Raw genomic sequence first — 20,161 nt, 5'->3', positions numbered from 1 at the left:
TTAGTGTGCTGAAACTAAATGGGGCTAATGCGCCGACTCAATCGGTTCAAGGCCCCATTTTTTTAGTATTCGAGCATATTCGCCATTCGCTTTTAAAATCGAAAGCGCCTGTTTAAGTGAGCTTACTTTGTCTTGCTCAGTCTTAAGGCCAGTGGCAACAAAAAGATCGGCACCTAATGCTTCGATAACATATTCGCTCGTTGCGTCGTTAGGGTTAAAGCCTGCGTCTCTGATTTCATACGTTCCTGTCTCAAAATTGGCTAATGCAAAGTCGATGCGCCCCATATACAAAAGCTTCCACAGTAGTGCTGGCTCAGCAACCAAAGCGAGGTTTTTATTTTCTTCAAAACCTTGTTGCTGCAAAAACGATGCTGAGCCATAGCCGCGTATTGAGCCTACTCGGAACTGCTTTGCGTCGTCTAAGGAATTGACGTGTGCTGTCTCTTTCTGCCTTAAGCGGATCAGCGAGGCCTGCATATGATTCACTGATGAAATCCACTCAAATTCATCTTCCCTGTTCGGTGTTTTCAATAAAGATAGAAGTACCAGATTGGGATTGTTGAGGGTTTCTTGTACTGCACGGGCCCACGGCATGTGTTCCAACGAACTGCTAAATGGCAGCAGAGGTTCTAGTGCGTTTGCGAGGTCTACGTTGACGCCTTGTGCTTTTCCATCCTCATTAATCCAGTAATAGGGTGGGGTGACCTCGCTTAGAAAGTAGACATGGTTGGACGATGCGAAGGCAAATGAACTTACAATTAGCAACAAAAAAATCCAGATACTACGAAACATAACTACTGTTAAGAACCTATAAAAATAACATCAATTGGAGGTTTTAGATAAGGTAATGCTAATGCGTAGTATACCGGTTTTATAGGCAAATAATACTGATATTTGCCTATAAAATGTTCAATTTGAGGTGCTGATAGTCGGTACTTGCTTATTCTACCGCGGGATGTAATTGTTCGATATCAGGAACAACTGTGAGTTTTAAATCAAGCGCTTTCCAGTAGTGGCTTTCTCGCAGTAGGTCTGCTGAGATAATAGGTTTTTCATCTAACCAGCCATCGGGGAAGGTAATGGTCAGTTCGTTCTTTTCTACATTAACAACGAGGTCAGGTACAAAACCCTCTTGACGTTTAATATTAAGCAGTACACCCAAACGCAGTAACGCGATTAAATGCTTAACCGACTGCTCATCAAAAAGATTAAATGCGGGCAATTCATTGGTTCGAATTTTCTTTCTATGGAATCGCACGAGCGTAGCTAGCAGTAATTGTTGTTCCTGCGTAAACCCAGGCATGTCCACATTACCAAGAATATAGGCGCTGTGTTTTTGTATGCCTCGAGAGTTAATTTGCATGCCGACTTCGTGAAGTAAAGCTGCCCAGCCGAGCATGCTTTTGAAGTCACGCCCTTTAAGTTTCCATGCTTTTTCAACATCGTTGAAAAGTGAAAGGGTTGTATTAAGCACCATAGTGGCTTGGGACGTATCTACATCGTAGCGCGTTGCCAGACTACTTGCGGTTCTGCCGCGAATATCAGCGTGATGAAGCTCATCTTCCATCTGATAAAGCACGCCTTCGCGCAAGGCGGCAGGCGAGTACACCAAGCCTTCAATCTCTAGCGCTTTGAAAACGGCGATAAGAATAGCGAGGCCGCCAGCAATAACCACACGACGATCTTCACTTAAATCTGGGAAGCTTAATTTGTCTATATGCCCTGCGCTTACGAATTGCTTCATTAAATTGCGCAAACTTTTAAGTGTCACCGGAATATCGTGGCCATTGGGTCTGTCTTGCTGACAAAGTGTAAACAGCGAACGAATGGTACCCGAAGTACCGATACACTGGACCCAGCCCAGTCTGCGATATTTATTGTCTATTAACTCAAGCTCTTGCTGTGCGGCCGTGATAGCACGATCAAAGGCTTTTGGCTTTAGCTCACCGCCAGGGAAAAACCGTTTAGTATAGCTCACGCAGCCCATTTGAAGGCTGCGGCAAAGTAAAGGCGTAAAACCTTCGCCAATAACGAACTCAGTAGAGCCACCGCCTATATCAATAACCAGCTGTTGGCCGTCGGAGTGGTTAGTATGTGCAACGCCTGAATAAATAAGTCGCGCTTCTTCTACACCAGAAATGACTTCGATAGGGTAGGGAAGGATATCTTTTGCTGCGCTGATAAAATCGCGGGCGTTACGCGCCCTGCGCAACGTGTGGGTGGCGACAATTCTCACGGAGTCGGGCTCAAAACCTTTCAGGCTCTCTGCTACTACTTTTAGCATAGCGAGCCCACGCTCCATCGCTTCATCAGACAAGATATCGTCGTCGTTAAGTCCTTCGGCCAAGCGAACTTTTTGTTTAACTCTATGCAGAATCTGCACAGACCCAGCAACAATGCGTGCTACTACTAAGTGAAAACTATTTGAGCCAATGTCTAGTGCTGCGACTTTATTGACTTCGCGGGTTTCCACGTCATTAAAAACTGATTCGTGTTGGGTCATGTACTAATTTTCTATCCTACAAAGTGTCTTCTAGCTTCTTCAAATAGTCATAAATTTCTATCTGAGAACGAAGTTTTTTACGATTTCCCCTGCGAACGTACTTGTTGCTCTGATCCTTGTCAATCACTCGAGCCTTCAGGGTATCTTTAAATTGTAGCTCCATTATATCAACAATGCGCTGTTGAAGACCTTTATCATACACTGGACAACCTACTTCAATGCGGTTGTCCATGTTACGGGTCATCCAATCGGCAGAAGAGATATACACTTTTCTATCGCCGCCACCTTCAAAAATCATCACGCGTGGGTGTTCGAGAAATCTATCAACAATAGAGATTATTTCGATGTTCTCGCTTATTCCTTTTATCCCTGGATTAAGTGAGCACATACCGCGCACTATGCCGCGGATCTTAACTCCTGCCTGGCTAGCCCGGTACAAATCATCAATGAGTTCTTTATCAACAAGGTTGTTAATTTTGAAAGTGATTTGTGCCTTTTGACCTTGGTTCAAATGCTGAATTTCTTGACGAATTAACGACTGAATTTTTGTTCTGGCGTTTAATGGCGATATTTGAAGATGCTGGAACTTGTAGCGTCGGTAAGGGTATTGAATAAGATCGAATACCGCCACCCCTTCATCGGCGAGTTCTTGATTACGGGTGAATAAGCTGTAGTCGGTATAAATCTTTGCTGTTTTCTCGTTGAAGTTACCCGTACCGAAATGCGCATAGTTCACCAAACTGCCCCGTTCTTCACGGGTCACAATACAAAGTTTAGAGTGAATTTTAAGAGTAGGCACGCCAAGTACAACGCGTATACCTGCATCAGTCATGCGCTTAGACCATTCGATATTTGCCTCTTCGTCAAAACGGGCGCGAAGTTCTACCACAACGGTTACTTTTTTGCCGTTGTCTACTGCGTCAATTAATGAATTCACAATGCGTGAATTACTGGCAACACGATAAATGTTGATGCGTATGGTTTTAACATTCGGGTCGAAAGCCGCCTGACGCAAAAACTCGGTGAAGTGCAGGAAGCGGTGGTACGGGTAGTACAACAAAATGTCCCGCGCAGTAATGGCATCGAAAACGGTGTTGTACTTAGAGAAAGCCTTGCTGTCGATAGCAGGCAGCGGCGTATGCTCTAAATATTCTCGGCCCACATTTGGAAAGCCAATAAAGTCTTTAAAGTTACGATAGTGCCCAGCAGCGTGCATGGTATCTAGCTTGGTTATCTTAAGTCGCTTGCGCAGGTCTGATTTCATGTCCTCCGGCATGTTCGTGTCGTAGATAACACGTACAGGCTCAGCGATAAGGCGCTGCTTCATACTTTCAGACATCTTTTCAACGAAGCTTTCGTCAATTTCTTCGTTGATAGAATATTCCGCATCACGCGTCATTTTAAACGAGAATGCTTCAATTTCGTCGAACTTCACGAAACCGCGGAAAATGTCTTCGATACACAGCTGAATCATGTCATCGAGCATAATAATGCTCTTTTTCTTTCGGCTTTTTTGCGGTGGGATCAGCATAAAGCGCGACATTTCAGAGGTAGGAACCTGAATAACCGCAAATTTAGGATTGCGGTCCTTTCTTCTAAGCGCCACATATAAATATACCGACGTACCGTTCAAACGGCTAAGTAGGTCGGTCTTCTTATCTATTAAAATAGGTGCAATGTGACGCAGTGCTTTGTTAACGAAGAAGTTGCGTACCCACTGCTTTTGATAATCGTCTAAATCGTCTTTTCGAAGGATATGGATATTGTAGCGAGCTAGGGACTTAACCACATCCTTATGGATTTGGTCGAACTTTTCAGAAAGCTGGACTACCTTTTTCTGAATAAGTGCCATTAGGGCGGTTTGGCGTTCAGCTTCTTCTTCATTACCGTCATTTTGCGCAATGGTAATTTGTCGTTTCACGTCAGCGGCGCGCACGCGATAAAACTCATCTAGGTTATTTGAGTAAATACCAAGAAAACGAATTCGCTCCACGGCGGGGTTGTTTTTATCTGCGGCTTCTTGCAATACGCGTTCGTTAAACGCAAGCCAGCTTAATTCTTTGGGATAATATAAAACGTCGTTATCCATAATGTCTCAATTCACGTTCATAAAAATGGTCAAAGACTGCCATCAGTCAGTGACACTACTGTGACAACACGTATTCTGGTGCAAGTGCGCACGCATTGCGTTGTGGTTAATCCATTAACTTTCAATATGATGAGTTCGTAATTGTGATGCGCGGATAGTGTATGGCACCACAAATACGCCCTTGTTTTTATCGCTTCGCGGTAATGTCCACCACTAAATCGTTAGCTAACGATTCCAGAGCATCTTGCAATGCGCCATCGTCGAAGTCTTCTGGAACTGCAATTTCTGCTTTTGCTTTGAATATAAGGCTGCCCCAATTGGGCGCGCTTTCACAGTGTGAAGCAAAGGTAAGAATATTCAAATTGAACTGGTTTAAAACAGAGGTGAGCTCTTGGACAATACCAGTTTTGTCATTGCCCATTACATCAACCGTCAATTTGGTGGTGTTGTTATTTTCACTGCTTGCTACCGCTACAGATTGCACCGACAAATCTTTAATGGCGTCTAGCGCATCTATTAAGCCTTGTTTGTTCTCATCGGCAACATGTACTTCTACAAAACCGGTGAACATTCCCGCCATATGCGCAAAGCTCGATCCTTGCCAGTTGCCCTCATGTTTGTATACACACTTGGCCAGTGCGTCTACTAAACCCGGCTTGTCTTTACCCATAATGCTGATTACCAATGATTGCATACGATGCTCCTTATTGGGCGTGTAGAGAAAAACTTTGATCGTCTTCCTGTTGGGTAATACCATAGGCGCAGAGTAGGTTGCGCGAAGGTAATGCCATAAACTTTCACTTGCTATTAGCATAACAAAACTTACACTGCTCACCAGTGCAATTTAGGGTTATTCTTCTTAAAAATGAAGAATTTCGAAAATAAGAATTACTAAACAGCCGCATGACTTTCGACAGCAACAGCACAAACAAAAAACGCCAGCGCAGCGACAGGTGGTCACGCTATGTAGTGACCGGCTTCGGCGGCCTTGTTTTGTTGACGTTAGTTATTCTTATTACCCATTTAATCAGCCAAGCTCTGCCGTTGGCATATACCCCTAGCTTACAACACCTTTCAAGCTTTAAAACCCAAGACAACGAGGAAATTATCAGCGCCGGCGACATCATCAATAGCCAGCCGCTGCTGGTTAGAAAGTCTGACTGTAGATTAGGTTTAAAGTTGCTTAAAGGCGATAGTTTGGAGAGTAATCACGATTACATTCGACCTTGTGAGCATAGGTTGTCAGCCCATAGCGTGATGGGAGAGAACTATATTGTTGATGTATCGCCCAATGCTCAAGTGAGGGTCTTGCCGGTTAGATCGTTCAACATGGGCGACAGCACAGCGGTTGATATTGCAACGAGCGCGCCCCAAGCTACGTTGTCCAATAATATTACTTTCGCATTACCTAAAGAAAAATGGCGAGAGCGTGACAGCTGGAATATGGCCCTGTCTTCCAAATGGGCTGTGGTGTCTATCTCAAAAGGTAACAGTGTTTTCATTCGTTGGGTGAATCGGCTTCGTCCCACGCAGGTGGTAGACAAACGGTTTTACAATGTAGATAGGTTGGTACTGCTGCCTGGTAGCGAGATTGTGCTGCTTCAAATTGAAGATGCGCTTTACCTCAACCGGCTCAGCGATAAAGGGGCATCACTTCTACCCATAATAAGTGGTATTGATGCATCGTTAGATGAGAACATCGTATTTCCTCTCGCTAAAGACCGCACTTTCTTTTTAACGAATACAAAAACGCAGACACTGACTCGCTGGGTGCTGAGTAAAAGTGAAAAAGGCCTCACATTTAAACCAACCTACCAAATAGCGCTTCCAGGAGAGACAGTAAGAGACGTGGCAGAGCATGCCAGTATGAATCTAGTGGCTGTGCTCACCGATAAAGCACGGGTCCTGTTGGTAAACCGCGTATCAGGTGATGTAGTGGCGTCGCAACAAATTGAGCGTACCGCCGAGAATATCACCTGGTATGGTAATAAGCTTTACGGCTACTCAGGCAATACACTTTCAGTATGGGAAGGGAAGCATTTAAGCGGCATTACCACGTGGGCATCGCTGTTTGAGCCGCAACATTATGAGGGTTACGGTGCAGAAGAAACGGTGTGGCAAACCACCAGTGCTTCCGATTTTCAGGAGGCTAAATTTAGCTTAACGCCGCTTTTGATAGGCAGCATCAAAGCTTCTCTTTTGGCACTGCTAATTGCAATACCTGTTGCCATCGGCGCCGCTATATACACCGCATTTTTCGCCAAAAGCCGTCTGCGCAACATTATAAAACCGGCTATTGAGCTATTAGAAGCCATACCCAGCGTGTTAATCGGGTTTATCGCGGCCATTTGGCTGTCGCCGAAAGCCGAGCAGTTTTTGTTTTCCTTTGCCTTTTTCCTTATCGTGATTCCTTTTGTGCTTATAGTTGTTGCTTCGGTGCAACGCCCTATTGCGGAGTACCTACCTAAAAAACTAAGGCATGGTGCAGAACTACTTTTCGCTATAGGTGGTGTGTTCTTTTTAGGTTTTATAAGCGTGGAGTATGCGCCCGCGCTTATTTTCTCGGTGATGGGAGTGGACGGGTTTACGCTACTTGCATCTGAATCGAATAGTCCCATTGGCAAAACCACCATAGTGGTAGCGCTTGCGTTAGGTGTGGCTATTTCACCGAGTATTTATTCTTTAGCTGAAGATGCCATTAACGGCGTTCCAAACGACTTAAAACATGCTTCGTTTGCACTGGGCGCAACTCGCTTACAGACCTTGCTCCACGTTGTGCTGCACGTTGCACTGCCGGGCATCGTTGCCGCGATAATGCTAGGTTTTGGCCGTGCGTTTGGTGAAACAATGATTGTTCTAATGGTTACAGGAAATACACCAATCTCCAGTTGGGGCTTGATTGAGGGTTTGCGAGCACTTACTGCCAACTTGGCAATCGAACTACCAGAGGCCGATGTATCATCCGCGCACTATCAAATTTTATTTTTTACCGCGTGCATTTTGTTCTTATTTACTTTTTTGGTAAACACCATAGCAGAGCTACTGCGCCAGCATATAAGAAGTAGGGCGTATTATGGTTAATCGAACAATGTTTGGATTAAGCGCAGTTCAGCGCCAGTCGCTGGTTATCAGTCTAACAGCCTTTTTCACTAGCTTACTGCTTATCGCACTGGTGAGCGTGCTCTTGTTAATAAGCTTTCGCGGGACGGCTTATTTTTGGCCTGAACCTATCTATACGGTTACCGGTACGCATCAAGACGGCACAAGTTTTTCGGTGCTTGCGAACCTATTTGATGAATCGACAGATGAGGATGTAACACTTAAGTTCTCAGATACTCAGCATCCTTATGGCTTTCAAATTCAATTATCGCGAGAAAACTTATCTAGCACATTGCTCGCGAAAGACAGCGCAGACATCAAATTATTGGATGGCAGGCGCGTGTTGGCTATTCCCGAATATATTGTAGTCCCTTCTAAACCGCCACAGACCCTAGACAAAATTGATGATGTCATAGAGGAAGTTGCCCAGATCAGTGCGCAAATTGAAGATCTCAATACGCGTCATCTTGCGCCTATTCACGAAGCGCTGTCTCAATTTGATAAACGTAACGTGGTGGCAGACGCACCAGCAAGAGAGCGCTTGGTCGCTTCATTTAATGAATATCAAAAGCGTGTTGAAGCGTTAGAGGTGACGCGGGCTGAGTACACCTTGCTGGTAAGTTTTGCAGACGGTACGCCGTTTGTTATCCCTATTTCTAGTATTCAAGATGTGGACTTTGTAAGTCGCTTAAGCACAATGGAAAAATGGCAGGTAGTGTTTTCAGAAATAGGCGTGTTTTTAACTGATTCGCCTAAGCAAGCAAATACCTCCGGCGGCGTATTCCCCGCGTTGTTTGGCACTGTACTCATGGTATTCTTAATGACCATCATTGTGACGCCCTTTGGTGTATTAGCCGCTATTTACTTGAGTGAATATGCGCCTAACACGGCACTGACCACCATTATTCGTGTCAGTGTAAGCAATATGGCAGGTGTACCTTCTATTGTTTACGGCGTATTCGGACTTGGTTTCTTTGTTTATACCTTGGGCGGCAGTATTGATGAGCTATTGTTTAGCGACACACTGCCAGCACCCACAATGGGAAGCCCTGGCGTTTTCTGGGCTGCCTTAACTATGGCAATTTTGACCTTACCTGTAGTGATTGTGGCGACTGAAGAAGGCTTGCGCAGGGTGCCGGAAGGATTGAAAGCGGGCAGTTACGCATTAGGAGCTACCAAAATTGAGACTATAGTGCGTACCGTATTGCCTATTGCGTCTCCGGGTATTATGACTGGCGTAATTCTGGCGATTGCGAGGGCGGCAGGTGAAGTAGCGCCACTTATGTTAGTTGGTGCGGTCAAGTTTGCGCCAACCTTGCCCATAGATGGAGAGTTTCCTTATCTCCACCTTGATAGGCAGTTTATGCATTTGGGCGTGCTTATTTATGACGGAGCGTTTCACAGCCAAACTGATGGAAAGAGCGCAAGTATGATGTTCGCCGCCTGCTTACTATTACTGGTAGTAGTTTTTGTATTAAATATTCTGGCAGTTGTACTTAGAGCGCGCCTTCGTAAACGCTATCTCAAAGGATAATACAGGTCTAGTAACATGTTGAAGTTGTTTGAACACAATACGCTAAACGTAAACGATATTAGTGAACAGCAAACCGCGGTAGAGGTTAAAAACCTAAACCTGTGGTTTGGCAATAAGCATGTGTTAAATGACATCAGCATGCGGATCCCCAAAAACAAAATAACCGCGTTAATTGGTCAAAGTGGCTGCGGCAAATCTACACTTATCAGCTGTTTCAACCGACTTAACGATTTGTATGACGGCTGCAAATACAATGGTGAAATTATTATTGATGGTCAAAACATCAATAGTCGCAAAGTAAATGTGTCACGCCTAAGAACGAACGTGGGCATGGTTTTTCAGCGACCCAACCCCTTTCCTATGAGCATTTATGAGAACGTGTGCTACGGGCTTAAGCTTCAAGGCGTTAAAATTCGTCGACACTTAGACGACGCGGTGGAAAGCGCACTGAAACAGGCGGCGCTGTGGGACGAGGTTAAAGATCGTTTATTTGAATCTGCCCATGTTTTATCTGGCGGTCAGCAGCAGCGTTTGGTGATTGCTAGAGCACTGGCGTTGAAGCCCGACATTCTACTTCTTGATGAACCAACCTCGGCCCTTGACCCTCTGACCACACTTTTTATCGAAGAACTGATGGATGCATTAAAAAAGCAATGCACCATTATTATTGTGACGCACAACATGCAGCAAGCAGCTCGGGTTAGCGACTATACCGCCTTTTTCCATCAGGGCAGGCTAATAGAATATGCAGACAGCGATACGCTGTTTACCATGCCGGACAAAAAACAAACCGAAGATTATATAACGGGGCGATATGGATAACGGTGCAGTGAACGTGCGTTCTAACTTGGAGTTGCTCCGCAATGCTGAAGTTTGGCTTGGCGTTGCGGCTTGTAATAATAGTGCAACGATAGGCACTGGCACATTGTCTAGCCGTTATTTATTAAGCTTATGGCGCGAGGAGAAATCACCATGCGACAGGTAGCCTTAAATACGCATATCTCAGGTACCTTTAATATCGAGTTGGAAAACTTGCGTAACTCGGTATTAACCATGGGAGGCGAAGTTGAGCAGCAGCTGGTGGATACGTTAAAAGCGGTAAAGCACAATCATGCCGCTCTGGCTGAAAAAGTGGTGTTAAACGACTTAAAAATTAACTCCATGGAAATTCAAATTGATGAAGAGTGCTTGCGCATTATTGCCAAACGTCATCCTACCGCCAGTGACCTGCGTTTGATTATGACCATTTCCAAAGCCATTACCGATATTGAGCGAATGGGCGATGAAATCGAGCGTATTGCTAAACTGGTAACGCGCAATAAGCTGCCGAGTTCAGATACTATCAAGAGCAGTATGTTGCTTATTGGTGAGAGAGTCGCCGCCATGATGCGCGGCACATTCGACGCTTTTGCCCGTCAGGATGAGGCCGCTGCTTTAGAAGTGTATGACCAAGACAACCGCATTGACAGTGAGTACAAACGGCTGCTGTCGTATACCACCTCCGAAATGCAGAAAAGCACTGACGACATGCAGGATTGGCTGGATGTGTTGTGGGCAATGCGCTCGTTAGAGCGAATTGGTGATAGATGTAAAAACGTGTGTGAATACGTGGTTTATCTCACTCGCGGTACTGATGTAAGGCATACACCGCTGGAAAATATGCAGCAAAAGCTGGAAGATTTGACGTAAACCTGTCCAAATGGTCAGTGTGTTTTTGCGTAGTAATATTCAAATATGGAAGTTGGTGAAATTTATTTGTCATAAAACTGAAATATTTGGTGGTTTTATCATCGCATTCAAATAATTCCGCATACTTTTATCGTTTTTCAGTGATTTTCGCTATGGCTTCTAACATGATTACGTTATCATGCGCCGCAGCCAAGAACAGATCGTGCAAAATTTAATCGAACCTTATGATAAAACACAATTTGTCTTTAACTTCATTCTCTAGCCTTTGTGGTGAAGAGATCATGCTACTTACTCAAGTAGCGTCCAGCCTAAATCGCGTTTAGATCGGGAGCGATTATCCGTGGAATTTTTTGAAAGTTATGGCCTAATTCTTATAATCCTTGCCGCCGGCGTTGGTTTCGTCATGGCATGGGGTATTGGAGCGAACGACGTTGCCAACGCAATGGGTACGTCAGTAGGTTCTAAAGCTTTAACCATAAAACAAGCCATTATCATTGCAATGATATTTGAGTTTGCTGGCGCCTACCTAGCAGGTGGCGAAGTAACGTCTACCATTCGAAAAGGGATTATCGACTCAACCTATTTTATAGACATACCTGAATACCTTGTATTAGGCATGATCTCATCACTACTTGCAGCTGGAATCTGGCTAGCGGTAGCGTCATGGTTGGGGTGGCCTGTATCTACCACTCACTCAATTATCGGTGCAATCATCGGTTTTACTGCCACTGGCGTCAGCATGGACGCAGTAGCATGGGACAAAGTGGGTGGTATTGTTGGTAGTTGGGTAGTAACCCCAGCTATTTCAGGCATCATTGCTTATCTTATTTTCATGAGCGCGCACAAGCTCATCTTCCAAACTGCCTCTCCGTTTGCAAATGCTAAGCGTTATGTGCCTTTTTATATGGCATTAGCGGGCTTTGTGATGTCGCTTGTTACTATCAAGAAAGGCCTTAAGCACGTTGGTTTAGAGCTAAGTGCCGTCAATGGATATCTACTGGCTATTGCTATTGCCGTAGCGTTGGGCTTCTTGGGTAAATGGTTTATCGGCCGTATGAAGTTCAGCGGCTCTGAAGACGCAGACCTACAGGCGGCTAACGTTGAGAAAGTATTCGCACTGCTAATGGTAGTGACAGCTTGTTGTATGGCGTTTGCCCACGGTTCAAATGATGTAGCTAACGCTATTGGGCCATTGGCTGCGGTAGTTAGCGTAGTAAGTAGTGGCGGCGAAATTAACTCTAGCACTACACTTGCACCTTGGATCCTTCCTCTTGGTGGTTTAGGTATTGTTGCGGGTCTTGCGCTATTTGGACATCGCGTTATCAAGACCATCGGTCAAGGTATTACACACTTAACGCCAAGCCGCGGTTTTGCAGCAGAACTCGCTGCAGCGTGTACGGTAGTTATCGCATCGGGTACGGGTTTACCTATTTCGACTACCCAAACGCTTGTAGGAGCGGTACTAGGTGTAGGTCTGGCGCGTGGTGTATCAGCGCTTAACCTAGGCATTGTGAGAAATATCGTCGTATCGTGGATTGTTACGTTGCCTGCAGGCGCAATCCTCTCGATTATCTTCTTCTACATTCTTAAGGCGTCGTTTGGCGTAGCGTAGAACATAGCGCTAATAAACGTTCGTATTAAGCGAAAAGAATTAAAAAAGGCCGTGCTTGAAGTGAAGCACGGCCTTTTTTGTTTGTGGAATGTTTTCTTTAATCAACAGAGATAGGCGTTTCGAAGCCACGGGGTTTAACACCCACAACGGCGCACTTAAGCTGATGGATAGTTTCTTCTGCGGTGTCGCCCATGATGTAGCCAGGCACGCCTAAACGCGCCACTGTGCCCATTACAATAATGTCGGTATCAAGGGATGTGGTAGTGGCTGCAATTTCTCTTCGAGGGTAACCGTGAACAATGTGCTTCTGAGGTTTCAAATACTCTAATACACTGTCATCCAATTCATTGCCTAGTTCTTCAAGCAATTTGTCTAATTCCGATTCACGCTCGGCATGGATTTTTGCAAGATCGGTTTCCATTCTGTCGTTATCAACCGATATAAACCCGTCTCTTGCTATGTTTTCAGGAACCGCATCGAAAACGTGAACAATGTGCAGCTGTGCAAATTCTAGCAAGGCTATTTGGCTTGCGTGACGCAAAATGTCGCGATTAAGATCGCGCCTAATAGACACTTCATGCTGTGGATAGTGATAGTTCAAATCCAGTGCTGCAACTACGTTTTTGTACTGACTGCGAGGCTTGTGGTTAATGATCCAAACCGGGCACGGGCATTTGCGGAATAAACGCATGTCTAAGCTTCCGAATAACTTATCTAGAAAGCTCTCTTCTGCCCGTTTAATTACTAGGTCGATGTTATTCTTTTTTACATAACGCACAACGTCAATAAGCGGCTGGCCTACCGTTACCGCGGTAGATACCGGATAGTGTTTCCCCCAACTCTCTGCTTGTTCTTTTAACCAGTGCTGGGCTTGGGTTTCCATGGTTTGCTGAGAATCAACGTAAGAGAAAGACTCCATGACCATACTAGCGTTGGGCGGCAAAGATTCTAGCGAAAGCATAATAGTAAGCGATGCTTGGTGTGCTTTGGCGATATGCAGTGCTTGAGCTACCGTATCATCTTGTCGATGAGAGTCGCTCAATACACATAAAATGTTCTTATAATGTCCTTTCATACTGCCCTCAATAGTTGATCGCTCCATTGACTGAATGATACAAGAGCGGGTCTTACTTCGTCGTAAAAATATGTTACATGCAATGCTTTAATTTAATCCTAACGCTACTTATGGGGGCTTTCCAGCGGGAAATGTCAAATTCTCAAAAGCTTCTTATAGATTGCACAATAAAAAGAATTATCTACTTCTGTTTTGGGATGTGGCATGCGTACAGCTACGAATGGCAGAATATCGTTCTCGTTAACCTTGGGTATCAACCCTAGGCGCTATTTAATCTTTATGTTAGATTAATCCAATATTTTTTAATCCCTTTTTAAATAATTGTGAGATGCCCATGAAATGGCCTAATCTTAAGCACCTGCACTATTTGGTGACGCTACATCAAGAGCAACATTTTCACCGTGCTGCACAGCGCTGTAACGTAAGTCAGTCAACATTGAGTACGGCCATTCAGAACCTTGAAGAGCACTTCGGAAGCCAACTTCTTGAGCGTGAACATAAAACCTTTGTGTTTACATCGTTGGGACTAGATATCGTTGAACGCAGTAAAGTGCTACTTCAGGAAGCGGGAGAGCTGGTTGAGTATGCGCAAAACGCAGGCAATTGGCAGCGAGGCACCTTAAAATTAGGTGTTATTCCAACCATTGCGCCGTTTCTTTTTGAAGGCATGATGGGCGCGTTTTCTGCATTTTTACCCGAGATCAACTTGGAAATGCAGGAAGACACGACGGAGAAGTTGCTACAGCAATTGACCGACGGCAGATTAGACTTACTTATTCTAGCGTTGCCAATGGAAACACCAGGTTGTAAACAGATGGTCTTAGGGCATGACCCGTTCCATCTTATTGCGCACAAAGATATGGCTGAGCAGCTTCCTAACCCTGTCGACATTTCAACCTTGCCGAAAAAGAGTATTTTCTTACTTCAGCAAGAGCACTGTATGACCGGGCATGCGGTAAGTGCGTGCAATCTTCAGCACAGCGACCAAATTAGCAGTGTAGCGGCAAGCAGCTTATATACCTTGGTGCAATTAGCGAATAGCAAAATGGGCTACACCTTCTTACCTGAACTTGCGATAAACCAGTCTATTCTTGAGCACACAGGTCTTAAGAGCTTCCCCGCTGAAGAGCAGGGGTTTCGTGAGATTGGTTTAGTATGGCGTTCAGGCACTACGCGTATGCAGCTGTTTCGTCGTATTGGTGAAATTATCTCGCCACTGCTGCCTATTCCCACGTTAAAATAAGCTTGGCGCTGAGCGCGCTACCTTTCATATTTAGCTAAAGCGGTTGAGCCTATAGGTTCAGCCGCTTTTTTATTGCTGACATCAAGTATTGTCTTGTGCACCAACCCCAAAGAAGTTCTTCATCCTTCGCTTAAATCGCAGTTTCATTGGGGTTATTCCCTAAATGACAATTTATTTATCAATTAAACAAACTTTTTTGCAAAGCTTATCGACTTAATGGTTAAGTAAAAAAACAGAGCGTAAAAACGGGGAACGGCGTGTTTAATAAACGAGATGAAAAACTCGTGGAACAGGCATTAAAGGGTAATAAAAAAGCGTGGTTTACGCTTATATCTCGCTACGAAACCGCTATGTATCAATACGGTATTCGAATGACAGGGAATAGCCATGATGCAGCAGATTTAATGCAGGAGGTTTTTATCTCTGTGTTTCGCAGTCTTGCCTGTTTTAAAGGTGAGGGCAGTTTTAAAAGTTGGCTCTATCGCATTGCCCACTGTCGCTGCGTTGAACTGTATCGCAAGCGAAAGCCGCATTCTGACATTGACGATATACAGGCGCCACTTTGCGGTGCGCCATGCCCTGAAATGCAGCTTTATAGCGACAGAGAGAGTAGAGCATTAACGCAGGCTATGCAGACCCTACCTTTGGGCCAAAAGGCGGTGGTGGAATTGAAGTTCTTCGGCCACTTCACGTTCGAAGAAATTGCACAGCAAATGGATATCTCAGTAAATACCGCTAAGTCGCGACTTTACGCAGCCTTAGCAAAGTTGAAGTTGGAGTTGGAATAATGACCTTATATGACAAAGAAGCCTTATTCTCAGCTTATCTGGACAACTCGCTTGATAGCGAGCAAGAAAAGCAGTTTAACGCGTTGTGTGATTCAGATGCTGAGTTCGCGCAGGCGGTAGAAAATAGCACCCGTTTGAACAGCGCAAGTGCAAGCTTCGTTGCCCCGGCACTTCCCCAATGGGACAAAGAACAGACCTTTTTTAAGAAAGATAAACCACGTTCGCTTTCATCCTGGTTTAGCTTGCCAGCGTGTGCCATGGCCATGTCGGCCTGTGCGCTGTTAGCCGTACTCACCGGTACAAAGCTGTCGTATAGCAATAACGGTATAGCGCTTACGTTTTCAAACAAAAGCGCCAACACAGTGGATGAAATGGTTGAGCTGCGCGTTACGCAAGAAGTTGCTAAAGCTTTAGGTGAGCAACGTGATTTCTATCAACAAGCAAACCAAAAACTATTCAAAGAATACGCTCAGGCGCTATCTACACAGCAGCAACAAAGCAGTGCAGAGCTTACTAAGTACTTATTAGCGTCGAGTAGAGAAGAACGCAAACACGACTTTGCCGAGCTTATTAAATTTATCAACGAGCAGCGTATTGATGATCAAAGATTCTATGCACGCCAATTTACGCGTCTACAGGATGAAATTGATGACATTGAAATAGGGTACAGCGCGGTAAGTTTACCTAACAGCCGTTCTGAAGTGCCATTAACCATGCCGTATGAAACAAACAATCCACAGTCGTCGCTAGATGATTAATGTAATTAGGTGAAATTATGAAACGTTTATTAACTGCTTTACTACTTTGCTCTGCTGCTGGTGGTCTTGCGAACGCACAAAGTGCGCAAAAATATGACACGCTATCGAATGAATTAGAAATAATGTCAGGGGTACTCAAAACGTCCTTACGACAAAATGCCGCGACAGACTCTTGGAGAGTGAGTCAAATTGAAACCAGCTATCTTGCTGGGCAGGGGGCAGTATTTACTTTTTCAGTAAGAGGCCAAAGCGGTAACTGGGTACGAGAGATAGAAACGCTGGTAGAAGGATTGGTTGCCACCGTACCACCAGCACCGCCTGCACCACCAGTCCCGTCTGCAAATTCGTTTAGTGATGTTGATGACATTGTGTTTGAAGCAGCCAGAGAGTGGGAAGCTTACGCAGAAGAAACCAGCCATCGTTTTTCTCAGGCGTTTGCTGACAACAATAGTCGCTTACGCGACTTGCGCAACATGCAGCGTGAACTTGCCTGGGAAGCAAGAGAGGTAGAGCGTGAACTGCGAGATATTACCTTTGAATTGCGTCACGCTGACGAGGCGCGAAAAAAAGAATTACTCGCGCAAAAAGAGCAGTCTGGAGAGCAGCTTAAGCAATTAGAAGCGAAAGAAAAAAGCATGAAGGATGAGCTTAATGCAATTGAAAAAGAGCAGACTAAACAAATGGAGGCGCGTAAAGCGCAGCAGCAGCAAGCTTACAAAACGTTTCTGGCCGGTTTTGAGTCGGGCATGAGCGAGACCTTATGCAGATTTGGGGCAGGCTTACGCGGTCTGCCGGAAAATGAACATATCAGCATGGTGCTGAAAGATTTTGAGATGGACGAGAGCCGCGAGCGCAAAGACCGAATTTATGTATTTACTCGTGCTGATATAGTGCGCTGTGTTCAAGAAAAAATAGACGCGAATAAACTTCTCACCAACGCTAATATTTATCAGTTTTAAATAAATAAGCTCGGCGCACTTATGAACGCTTTGCTTCGTTAAAACAGCACGCGCGCCTTCGTTAATGAACGTTGATAACGAAGGTGCGCTTTTTATTGGCCTACATTTTAGGTGCAATATGCCCTAATTCTGCTGCCCATGTGAGTTCGGATCTCTTAAGGTTATTTGCCGCACTAGCGCCAAAGCTGTGCAGCGCATTGTAAGCGCTATTAGATGGAACACGGCAATAGTGGCAAAGTGCATAGAACAAAAGGCTGCAGCGGTGCTGTGATCCATCGCAGTGTAAGTATATCTTCGCTCCTTCGGTCAACATTTGAGATAGTTCATGAAGGTATTGGTGAAGGTGTACATCTTCGGTGGGGGATTCTGACGACGGGTGTAAAAATGGAACCCATAGCCACTCTAACCCGGCCGCTATTGAACGGTCACGAATAACCGGTGCGTTCTCTTCACTGGTTTGTACCGTAGCCACGTGAGTCACGCCCAATGATTTAAGCCTTTCAAAATCACTTTCAACAGGTTTTTTACCTAGGCATATATGCCCTGCGCGTAGAGAAAACCACGCGATATTCGGCTCTACTGTTGGGCTGTCTTCCTTTTTCTCAGCGCTTTGCTTGTTTGTTAGCATAAGTTTTCACATGGTTTTGGCATAGCAGCTTAATTTGGGCCTTTTGTTAAACGACAAAATAATAAATTGAAAAGTAGTGGCAGCTACATCCGCCAATCACGAACATGTGCCAAATTGCATGGGTGTACTTTACCTTTTTTGCCACGTAAAAGCACACGCCTACACTAAAACACAGCCCGCCTGCTACCAATAACCATAGGCCAGCACCGGGAAGGGCGACATAAAGAGGGTAGATAAGACCCAATGCAATCCATCCCATCAGCAAATAAGTCATCACGGATACCTTTGGGAAACGGTGCTGCGCGACGAGCTTAAACGCCACGCCGCCAATCGCCAAGCTCCAGATAATCGCGGTCATAGTAATACCCAACACGCCACCAATCGAAACCAGTAACAATGGTGTGTAAGTACCTGCTATCAATAAATATATTGCGCTGTGGTCAAATAGCTTAAGCCATCCCTTTGCCTTTTGATGGGAAATGGCGTGATAAAGGGTTGAGCTGAAAAACACCAGAATGAGCGTAGAGCCATAAATAGCTGCAGTGGTTAACGCGAGCGTATCCTCCGCTCGATACAACATAAATACTAAACCCACGATAGCCGCAATAAAGCCAACCCCATGACTAATACTGTTCAGCCACTCCTCCATTACAGAGTAGGCTTTTGCAGGAATGCTTTTTGATTGCGGCACAGCCTGTGTCTGAATCTGTTCTTGGGTCATCACAGCTCCTGTTTTTTATTTCTAAGAATAATGGGTAGTAAATGCCCTTAAAGCCTCTTGTCGCACTTTCTCGATAAGACATGCGATCATTTCAGCGACTAGCGCTTTCAATTGAAGCGCGCAGTTCAGCATTTTCCCTACTACGTCCATTAGGACAATTATAGCGCACACTTGTTCGCTCAATGCGAAAATAATAACAGAAAACGTCAAAAATCTGATGACAATCAGATTACAAAAAGAGGTTAAAATACCAATACGCATAGATAATTGCCCACTCAAAAGGCGCTGGCAAGTTTCCTAGCAAAGCGTGGGAATGCAGGGCTGAGTAGGTGATTATCTATCCGGACTAGTTTAAATCTGCAGTCTCGAAGCAGCCGCCTAATTTGTCCAATAGGACTTTTAACGTACGGCTTTCATCTGCAGTCATGCCATTGAGCTTGCAGAGCATTTGCGCAGGCACGTCTTCTGCTATGGCTTTCTTCTTCTTGCCCGTTTCAGTGAGTTGAACGCGCTTAACGCGTTTGTCGGCTTCATCTTTAGTGACAACTAAAAAGCCTTTGTCTTGTAGCTTTTTAAGAATCAGCGACATAGCACCACCGTCTATGGCCGTTCTCTCTAAAAGCTCGGCAATAGTAATGCCTTCATTTTCCCATAGCGCCATTAAAGTCACATATTGAGGATAGGTGATATCCAGCGTTTTAAGAAGGGGGCGGTAAGCACGAGTGAATGCATTCGACAGCGTATAAAAACGGTGGCAAAGCTGATTTTCCAACTTCAATAATTCTGACATGACGCTTAACCCTTATCAATACGGCTTTTTCTCAATAAGAATATTTTGCATACAAAGCACTTGCTCTGCAAGTTGGTTTGGTGATAATTTATTTTGCATGCAAAGTAATTATTTAGATAAACCTAAGAGGAGAGTAACGATGCATAAACTTCAACAAGTCGTTTATACCGGAAGTGCAACAGCAACGGGGGGGCGCGAAGGAACAGCGAAATCAAGTGATGGTAAGCTAGACCTTAAACTCTCTACACCCAAAGAGTTGGGCGGTGCAGGTGGAGAAGGGACGAACCCTGAACAAATGTTCGCAGCGGGCTATTCGGCGTGCTTTATCGGTGCACTTAAGCATGTGGCTGCATCGCAAAAAATTAAGCTGGCCGATGACATTAGTGTAACTGGCAACGTTGCAATTGGACCTATTGAACAAGGCTTTGCTATTGCAGTAAAACTGACGGTAGATTTGGGCGATATGGACAAAGCACAAGCGCAAGGCTTGGTGGAAACTGCGCATCAAGTATGCCCATATTCAAATGCGACCCGCGGTAACATAGAAGTAGATATTAGCCTTGCTTAATTAAACGGCAAACGAGTCAGTTGTTAACGCAGATAGTTAATGCCCTCGTCAGATAGCTACGCCTTCGTCAGATGGCGTAGCTGTCCTGCACTTATTCACGTTAAC

General features: G+C 44.9%; 18 protein-coding genes. 10 read left to right on the top strand and 8 right to left on the bottom strand.

Annotation, left to right across the window (positions count from 1 at the left end):
• Positions 1-24: 24 nt before the first annotated feature.
• The 4 genes from AC27KT_RS14115 to AC27KT_RS14100 form a co-directional block, all read right to left on the bottom strand.
• Positions 25-765 (bottom strand): transporter substrate-binding domain-containing protein, encoded by a 741-nt coding sequence (locus AC27KT_RS14115; RefSeq protein ID WP_487130948.1) that lies wholly within the window; start codon positions 763-765, stop codon positions 25-27.
• 175 nt (positions 766-940) lie between these two features.
• Positions 941-2,503 (bottom strand): exopolyphosphatase, encoded by a 1,563-nt coding sequence (gene ppx, locus AC27KT_RS14110; protein ID WP_487130946.1) that lies wholly within the window; start codon positions 2,501-2,503, stop codon positions 941-943.
• 16 nt (positions 2,504-2,519) lie between these two features.
• Positions 2,520-4,592 carry a polyphosphate kinase 1 gene (gene ppk1 / locus AC27KT_RS14105; protein ID WP_014948398.1) on the bottom strand — a complete coding sequence of 691 codons (2,073 nt, stop codon included), beginning with the start codon at positions 4,590-4,592 and terminating at the stop codon, positions 2,520-2,522.
• Between the two features lie 187 nt (positions 4,593-4,779).
• A complete protein-coding gene (locus AC27KT_RS14100) occupies positions 4,780-5,286 on the bottom strand; it encodes a glycine cleavage system transcriptional repressor (protein WP_487130944.1) in 507 nt (168 codons plus the stop codon).
• A gap of 209 nt (positions 5,287-5,495) precedes the next feature.
• Here AC27KT_RS14100 and AC27KT_RS14095 point away from each other — a divergent pair, with 209 nt between their 5' ends.
• The 5 genes from AC27KT_RS14095 (at position 5,496) to AC27KT_RS14075 (ending at position 12,526) form a co-directional block, all read left to right on the top strand.
• Positions 5,496-7,673, top strand: coding sequence for an ABC transporter permease subunit (locus AC27KT_RS14095; protein WP_487130942.1), 2,178 nt, complete (start codon positions 5,496-5,498; stop codon positions 7,671-7,673).
• On the top strand, positions 7,666-9,225 hold the full coding sequence (gene pstA, locus AC27KT_RS14090) for a phosphate ABC transporter permease PstA (RefSeq protein WP_487130940.1): 1,560 nt from the start codon (positions 7,666-7,668) through the stop codon (positions 9,223-9,225). Before AC27KT_RS14095 ends, pstA begins: the two co-directional genes overlap by 8 nt.
• Before the next feature lie 15 nt (positions 9,226-9,240).
• Entirely contained in the window at positions 9,241-10,047 is an 807-nt protein-coding gene (gene pstB / locus AC27KT_RS14085) for a phosphate ABC transporter ATP-binding protein PstB (protein ID WP_487130938.1), read from the top strand.
• A gap of 150 nt (positions 10,048-10,197) precedes the next feature.
• Positions 10,198-10,914: a phosphate signaling complex protein PhoU gene (gene phoU / locus AC27KT_RS14080; protein WP_014948403.1), complete on the top strand. Its 717-nt coding sequence runs from the start codon at positions 10,198-10,200 to the stop codon at positions 10,912-10,914.
• A gap of 340 nt (positions 10,915-11,254) precedes the next feature.
• The gene (locus AC27KT_RS14075) at positions 11,255-12,526 is read left to right on the top strand and encodes an inorganic phosphate transporter (RefSeq protein ID WP_014978444.1); all 1,272 of its coding nucleotides are present in this window, start codon (positions 11,255-11,257) and stop codon (positions 12,524-12,526) included.
• Positions 12,527-12,623: 97 nt separating this feature from the next.
• Here AC27KT_RS14075 and AC27KT_RS14070 read toward each other — a convergent pair whose 3' ends face one another.
• Positions 12,624-13,601: a universal stress protein gene (locus AC27KT_RS14070; RefSeq protein ID WP_487130935.1), complete on the bottom strand. Its 978-nt coding sequence runs from the start codon at positions 13,599-13,601 to the stop codon at positions 12,624-12,626.
• A gap of 334 nt (positions 13,602-13,935) precedes the next feature.
• Here AC27KT_RS14070 and AC27KT_RS14065 point away from each other — a divergent pair, with 334 nt between their 5' ends.
• The 4 genes from AC27KT_RS14065 (at position 13,936) to AC27KT_RS14050 (ending at position 17,349) form a co-directional block, all read left to right on the top strand.
• Positions 13,936-14,844: a hydrogen peroxide-inducible genes activator gene (locus AC27KT_RS14065; protein ID WP_014948406.1), complete on the top strand. Its 909-nt coding sequence runs from the start codon at positions 13,936-13,938 to the stop codon at positions 14,842-14,844.
• Between the two features lie 257 nt (positions 14,845-15,101).
• Positions 15,102-15,632, top strand: coding sequence for an RNA polymerase sigma factor (locus tag AC27KT_RS14060; protein ID WP_487130933.1), 531 nt, complete (start codon positions 15,102-15,104; stop codon positions 15,630-15,632).
• The gene (locus tag AC27KT_RS14055; RefSeq protein ID WP_487130931.1) at positions 15,632-16,390 is read left to right on the top strand and encodes an anti-sigma factor; all 759 of its coding nucleotides are present in this window, start codon (positions 15,632-15,634) and stop codon (positions 16,388-16,390) included. Before AC27KT_RS14060 ends, AC27KT_RS14055 begins: the two co-directional genes overlap by 1 nt.
• 17 nt (positions 16,391-16,407) lie before the next feature.
• Positions 16,408-17,349, top strand: a complete 942-nt coding sequence (locus tag AC27KT_RS14050) for a hypothetical protein (RefSeq protein WP_487130929.1) — start codon at positions 16,408-16,410, stop codon at positions 17,347-17,349.
• Between the two features lie 100 nt (positions 17,350-17,449).
• Here the strand turns inward: AC27KT_RS14050 and AC27KT_RS14045 are convergent, their stop codons facing one another.
• From AC27KT_RS14045 to AC27KT_RS14035, 3 genes are all read right to left on the bottom strand, one after another.
• Complete coding sequence (locus AC27KT_RS14045) at positions 17,450-17,977, bottom strand: protein-tyrosine phosphatase family protein (RefSeq protein ID WP_487130927.1); 528 nt, start codon at positions 17,975-17,977, stop codon at positions 17,450-17,452.
• Positions 17,978-18,023: 46 nt separating this feature from the next.
• Complete coding sequence (gene trhA / locus AC27KT_RS14040; RefSeq protein ID WP_487130925.1) at positions 18,024-18,698, bottom strand: PAQR family membrane homeostasis protein TrhA; 675 nt, start codon at positions 18,696-18,698, stop codon at positions 18,024-18,026.
• Between the two features lie 346 nt (positions 18,699-19,044).
• Positions 19,045-19,488 carry a MarR family winged helix-turn-helix transcriptional regulator gene (locus tag AC27KT_RS14035; protein ID WP_487130923.1) on the bottom strand — a complete coding sequence of 148 codons (444 nt, stop codon included), beginning with the start codon at positions 19,486-19,488 and terminating at the stop codon, positions 19,045-19,047.
• Positions 19,489-19,627: 139 nt separating this feature from the next.
• On the opposite strand from AC27KT_RS14035, the gene AC27KT_RS14030 reads away from it, so the two are divergent.
• A complete protein-coding gene (locus AC27KT_RS14030; RefSeq protein ID WP_014948414.1) occupies positions 19,628-20,056 on the top strand; it encodes an organic hydroperoxide resistance protein in 429 nt (142 codons plus the stop codon).
• Positions 20,057-20,161: the final 105 nt, after the last annotated feature.

The organism is Alteromonas sp. 5NW40-0090, assembly GCF_057552975.1.
The sequence above is the reverse complement of the archived record's forward strand: the minus strand, read 5'-3'. Positions and strand labels throughout refer to the sequence as shown.

Coding starts and splice junctions, on each gene's coding strand:
- AC27KT_RS14095 (WP_487130942.1), top strand. CDS start 5,496: ATGACTTTCGACAGCAACAGCACAAACAAAAAACGCCAGCGCAGCGAC.
- AC27KT_RS14100 (WP_487130944.1), bottom strand. CDS start 5,286: ATGCAATCATTGGTAATCAGCATTATGGGTAAAGACAAGCCGGGTTTA.
- AC27KT_RS14065 (WP_014948406.1), top strand. CDS start 13,936: ATGAAATGGCCTAATCTTAAGCACCTGCACTATTTGGTGACGCTACAT.
- phoU (WP_014948403.1), top strand. CDS start 10,198: ATGCGACAGGTAGCCTTAAATACGCATATCTCAGGTACCTTTAATATC.
- AC27KT_RS14055 (WP_487130931.1), top strand. CDS start 15,632: ATGACCTTATATGACAAAGAAGCCTTATTCTCAGCTTATCTGGACAAC.
- AC27KT_RS14035 (WP_487130923.1), bottom strand. CDS start 19,488: ATGTCAGAATTATTGAAGTTGGAAAATCAGCTTTGCCACCGTTTTTAT.
- pstA (WP_487130940.1), top strand. CDS start 7,666: ATGGTTAATCGAACAATGTTTGGATTAAGCGCAGTTCAGCGCCAGTCG.
- AC27KT_RS14070 (WP_487130935.1), bottom strand. CDS start 13,601: ATGAAAGGACATTATAAGAACATTTTATGTGTATTGAGCGACTCTCAT.
- ppk1 (WP_014948398.1), bottom strand. CDS start 4,592: ATGGATAACGACGTTTTATATTATCCCAAAGAATTAAGCTGGCTTGCG.
- ppx (WP_487130946.1), bottom strand. CDS start 2,503: ATGACCCAACACGAATCAGTTTTTAATGACGTGGAAACCCGCGAAGTC.
- AC27KT_RS14050 (WP_487130929.1), top strand. CDS start 16,408: ATGAAACGTTTATTAACTGCTTTACTACTTTGCTCTGCTGCTGGTGGT.
- trhA (WP_487130925.1), bottom strand. CDS start 18,698: ATGACCCAAGAACAGATTCAGACACAGGCTGTGCCGCAATCAAAAAGC.
- AC27KT_RS14030 (WP_014948414.1), top strand. CDS start 19,628: ATGCATAAACTTCAACAAGTCGTTTATACCGGAAGTGCAACAGCAACG.
- pstB (WP_487130938.1), top strand. CDS start 9,241: ATGTTGAAGTTGTTTGAACACAATACGCTAAACGTAAACGATATTAGT.
- AC27KT_RS14045 (WP_487130927.1), bottom strand. CDS start 17,977: ATGCTAACAAACAAGCAAAGCGCTGAGAAAAAGGAAGACAGCCCAACA.